Source organism: Desulfovibrio sp. 1188_IL3213 (genome assembly GCF_036763145.1).
Lineage (GTDB): Bacteria > Desulfobacterota > Desulfovibrionia > Desulfovibrionales > Desulfovibrionaceae > Desulfovibrio.
In genome coordinates this window covers 1-3,633 of record NZ_JBAIYR010000231.1, presented here as the reverse complement: position 1 = coordinate 3,633, position 3,633 = coordinate 1, and the positions used below count along the sequence as shown (strand labels likewise).

At 54.8% G+C, this 3,633-nt stretch carries 5 protein-coding genes; 3 read left to right on the top strand and 2 right to left on the bottom strand.

Annotation, left to right across the window (positions count from 1 at the left end; all coding sequences use genetic code 11):
- Positions 1-464: 464 nt before the first annotated feature.
- Both V6C16_RS09365 and V6C16_RS09360 read left to right on the top strand, forming a co-directional pair.
- Positions 465-1,301 carry a DMT family transporter gene (locus V6C16_RS09365; RefSeq protein WP_333534515.1) on the top strand — a complete coding sequence of 279 codons (837 nt, stop codon included), beginning with the start codon at positions 465-467 and terminating at the stop codon, positions 1,299-1,301.
- 243 nt (positions 1,302-1,544) lie between these two features.
- Complete coding sequence (locus V6C16_RS09360) at positions 1,545-1,832, top strand: hypothetical protein (protein WP_333534516.1); 288 nt, start codon at positions 1,545-1,547, stop codon at positions 1,830-1,832.
- Between the two features lie 285 nt (positions 1,833-2,117).
- On the opposite strand, the gene V6C16_RS09355 is transcribed toward V6C16_RS09360, so the two are convergent.
- Together V6C16_RS09355 and V6C16_RS09350 are read right to left on the bottom strand one after the other, a co-directional pair.
- Positions 2,118-2,831, bottom strand: a complete 714-nt coding sequence (locus V6C16_RS09355) for an LrgB family protein (protein WP_333534517.1) — start codon at positions 2,829-2,831, stop codon at positions 2,118-2,120.
- A complete protein-coding gene (locus tag V6C16_RS09350; protein ID WP_333534520.1) occupies positions 2,816-3,205 on the bottom strand; it encodes a CidA/LrgA family protein in 390 nt (129 codons plus the stop codon). Before V6C16_RS09350 ends, V6C16_RS09355 begins: the two co-directional genes overlap by 16 nt.
- 131 nt (positions 3,206-3,336) lie before the next feature.
- Between V6C16_RS09350 and V6C16_RS09345 the strand changes: the two genes are divergently transcribed.
- Positions 3,337-3,633, top strand: a 297-nt coding sequence (locus V6C16_RS09345; protein ID WP_333543067.1) for a LysR family transcriptional regulator, incomplete at its 3' end; no start/stop codon positions are given.

Here is a 3,633-nt window from a genome sequence, read left to right as displayed (position 1 = left end):
GTGGCGCCGTCGGCAACCATCTTTTTGACGGTGTCAGGAGTCGCGGACACGCGGCGTTCGCCGTGCATGATTTCCTTCGGCACACCGATAGTCATACCCTGAAACTTCATTGTAAGGCTCCTTGAAGGTTAATGGTGCTCCACGAAAAATTTTGATCGACAAAATAAAATCAGCACTTGGCAGGCGCTGCCGTAAGAAAAGCAAGACATATGCCAAGACCACACGTTAAAATATTTCTTTTTATTTCAGATTATTGAAAATATTTCATTTCAGCTTCGGCCCTTTTTCAACCTCCAGGGGATGCACTACAGCATCATTTTGAGAAAAATATCTCAAGATGAACCGAAACTGATTTAAACCACTTCTGCAAAAGTGCGGCTGTAAAATGCCCAAGCGCAAACCGCTGGCAAGAACCCGGAATAAGGGTTTGCCAAAGCACGACAATGGGCGTAGTGAAATTTTTCATGCCAGCGTATATTGTTATTACTGTCCTCTTTGCCGCCCTGTTGCACGCTCTGTGGAACATCATCGTCAAGGGCGGAGAAAACAAACTCTTCGAAACCGGCCTTAACGCCCTTGGCGCAGGCATTGGCGCGGCATGCATTGTTCCCTTTCTTCCCCTTCTTGACCCTGCCTGCCTGCCCTATCTCGGCATGTCCTGCATTTGCCACTTCACCTACTATATCTGCATTGCTGAGGCGTACAAGAAGGTAGACCTTACTTTTGCTTACACCATCATGCGCGGCAGCGCCCCGCTGCTTACATCGCTGGCCATGCTTTTTTTTGGAGAATCACTGAGCCTCGGCGCATGGTGCGGCGTGCTTACGTTGTGCTGCGGCGTTTTCTGCCTTGCAAGGGACAACGCGCAGCGCGGCGCAGGCAGGAATGCCGTGTTCATTTCACTGCGCACCTCTTTTGTCATTATGGGCTACACCCTGGCCGACGGCCTGGGCGCGCAGCACAGCGGCAATGCCATAAGCTATGCCTGCTGGATTTTTGTGCTCAACATCGTGCCGCTGCACGTCTTCATACTGCGGCGGCACGGCATGACCTACCTGCGCTATGTGCAAAAAAGGGCTGCCATCGGGCTTTTTGGCGGGCTGGCGGGGCTGGGTTCCTACGGCATAGCCATATGGGCCATGACCTTGGCCCCCATTGCCATGGTGGCTGCCCTGCGTGAAACTTCGGTGATTTTCGGCATGCTGCTGGCCGTGATTCTGCTGCATGAAAAATTTACGATCTGGCGGGGAATTGCCGTAATACTGGTCGCGTGCGGGGCCATGCTCTTGAAGCTGGCCTGACCCGCAAAGGCCGCCCCTTGCGGCAGCTGGGCCGACGGCAGTAACTGCTGCGATTGCCGCAACTGCGCCAGATGCAGCAACTGCCCAAACGGCTCAACTGCGCCAAAGCCAGAGACCCGCCCGGTATTACCGGGCGGGTCTCTGGGGTTTGCACAACAGGGCAAGCTTTGACGAGCATTGGCGTCAGGCGGGCTTTCTGGGTGCGCCCGCCTGACGCCTCGGGGGTTGTCACAGGAGGAGGGTGTGGACAATCCAATCCGCGGTCAACCTCTGCCTGGAAGGCTGGCCGGCTACGCCATTAGTGGGAGCACTCTACTAATGGCAAGAGCCGTGCCAGACATTATTATTTATACAACATATTATATTTATTTATTATTTATAAAAACACACTCTGGCGACCCTGACGAAATATGCGGCAATTTTACCCACCGAAACAGCTTGCCGAGTAAATTTTACTCACCCGGTACAGATGCCACCCTGCGCGCCTTGTGTAAGCCGTTTCTGGTAAGAACAGCGCTGTCTGCGGGCTGAAATCTTCCACCAAGCTTACGCCCAAGTTACCAGGCGATACCCCGTGCCTCGAGCAAGCTGAAGGCCAGCCGGGTCCAAGCCATAGCCTCGTCCGGGCCTGACCCAGACCCGAGCCAGGCGACAATCCAGTCTTGCCCTTAGAGCAGATTAACTTTGAAAATATACATTTTCAAAGTTTAAAACACGCTCGCTTCGGCGTTTAACCGCGCAAATAAATTGCGCTTACGCCTTCGCGGCGGGCGTCTGCTCGCGCAGTCGCCAGAGCAATTTCAAAGTGAAATTGCTCTAGCCCACGGCAGGAAAACGCAGCACCATCCAGACCACCACGGGAGCGATGGCCGCGGTGATAATGCCCGCCAGAATAAGCGCCAGTCCGGCCATGGCGCCCTGCTCCTCACCTTCCTGCAAAGCTGCCGCCGTCCCCTGCGCGTGAGACACCGTGCCGAGCGACAGGCCACGGGCAAACGGATCCTTCACGCCCGCAAGATTCAGCGTCCAGCCGCCCATGAGGGAACCAAGGGTTCCCGTGGCTACCACAAAGGCTGCCGCAAGAGAGGGTATGCCCCCGTAAAGTCCTGCAATCTCGATGGCAAAGGGGATGGAAACGCTCTTGGGTATGATGGAAATAACCACTTCCTGGGGCAGGCCGCCAAGCCGGGCTATCAGGCCCGCAGAAAACATGGCCACAAAGGTCCCTGCGCACACGCTGCCCAGAATGGCGAGAACATAGCGCAAAAGTACCTGCCTGTAGCGATACAGGGGCAAGGCCAGAGCCACGGTGGCAGGGCCGATGAACACGGTCATGATTTTCGCGGCGGGTTCATATACGGCATAGGAGATATCACAGACCACAAGAACCGTGATGATGATCGCCGCCCCAAGAGCCACGATATTGATCAGGGGGTGCTTGTAGCGCAGGTACAGGGCGCGCACCGCCATGTAGGCCAGCAGCGTGCCGAGGATGCAGAGAACCGTGCTTATGCTTACATAGGACTGCATGATTCTTCCTCCTTACGGCGGGTACGGCGGCGCAGGGCTCTGCCCAAAAGCCCCACTGCCAGCAGGGGCAAAATGGCCCCGATAACAACGGCTGCCAGCAAAATCCAGCCATAATCATAAAAAACGCCGCCCCACTGCATCAGGCCCACAGCCACGGGCACAAAGAAAAAAACCATATGCTTGAGCAAAAAATTGGCTGCCGTGCTTATGTGCTCCTCTTTAACCACACCAGTGAGCAAAAGAAGAAAAAGCACTATAATGCCAAGCACGTTTCCGGGCATGGGCAGGCCCGTAAAGCCCACCAGCCAGTTGGATGCCAAAAAAAGGGCCATCAGAAAGGCCATCTGCCACAAAAACTTCCATGTCTCTTTCATTCCCATACCACCACATTTGGGCCGCCGCGCGAACAATTTCGGCACTTGCCATTTGCCGGGGACTATATAATGGTGAAAACGTTCATGACAACTGAATAAAAATAACAAGCATATTCAATTTTGGTGAACATATGGAAATGACCGATCTGCGCACGCTCGTGAGCGTGATGGAAACAGGCAGCATCACGGCTGCGGCCAAGGCCCTGAATCGCGTTCCTTCGGGCGTGACCATGCGCATTCTTCAGTTGGAAGAAAGCCTGGGAGTACAGCTTTTTTTGCGCGAAAAAAAACGTCTTTACCCCACAGACAAGGCGCATACCCTGCATCAATACGCTCTCAGGATACTGGCCCTCACCGAAGAAGCCGAAAGCCGCGTGCGGGGCATGGCCCCGGGCGGCAAGTTCCGCATCGGCGCGCTGGAAAGCGCG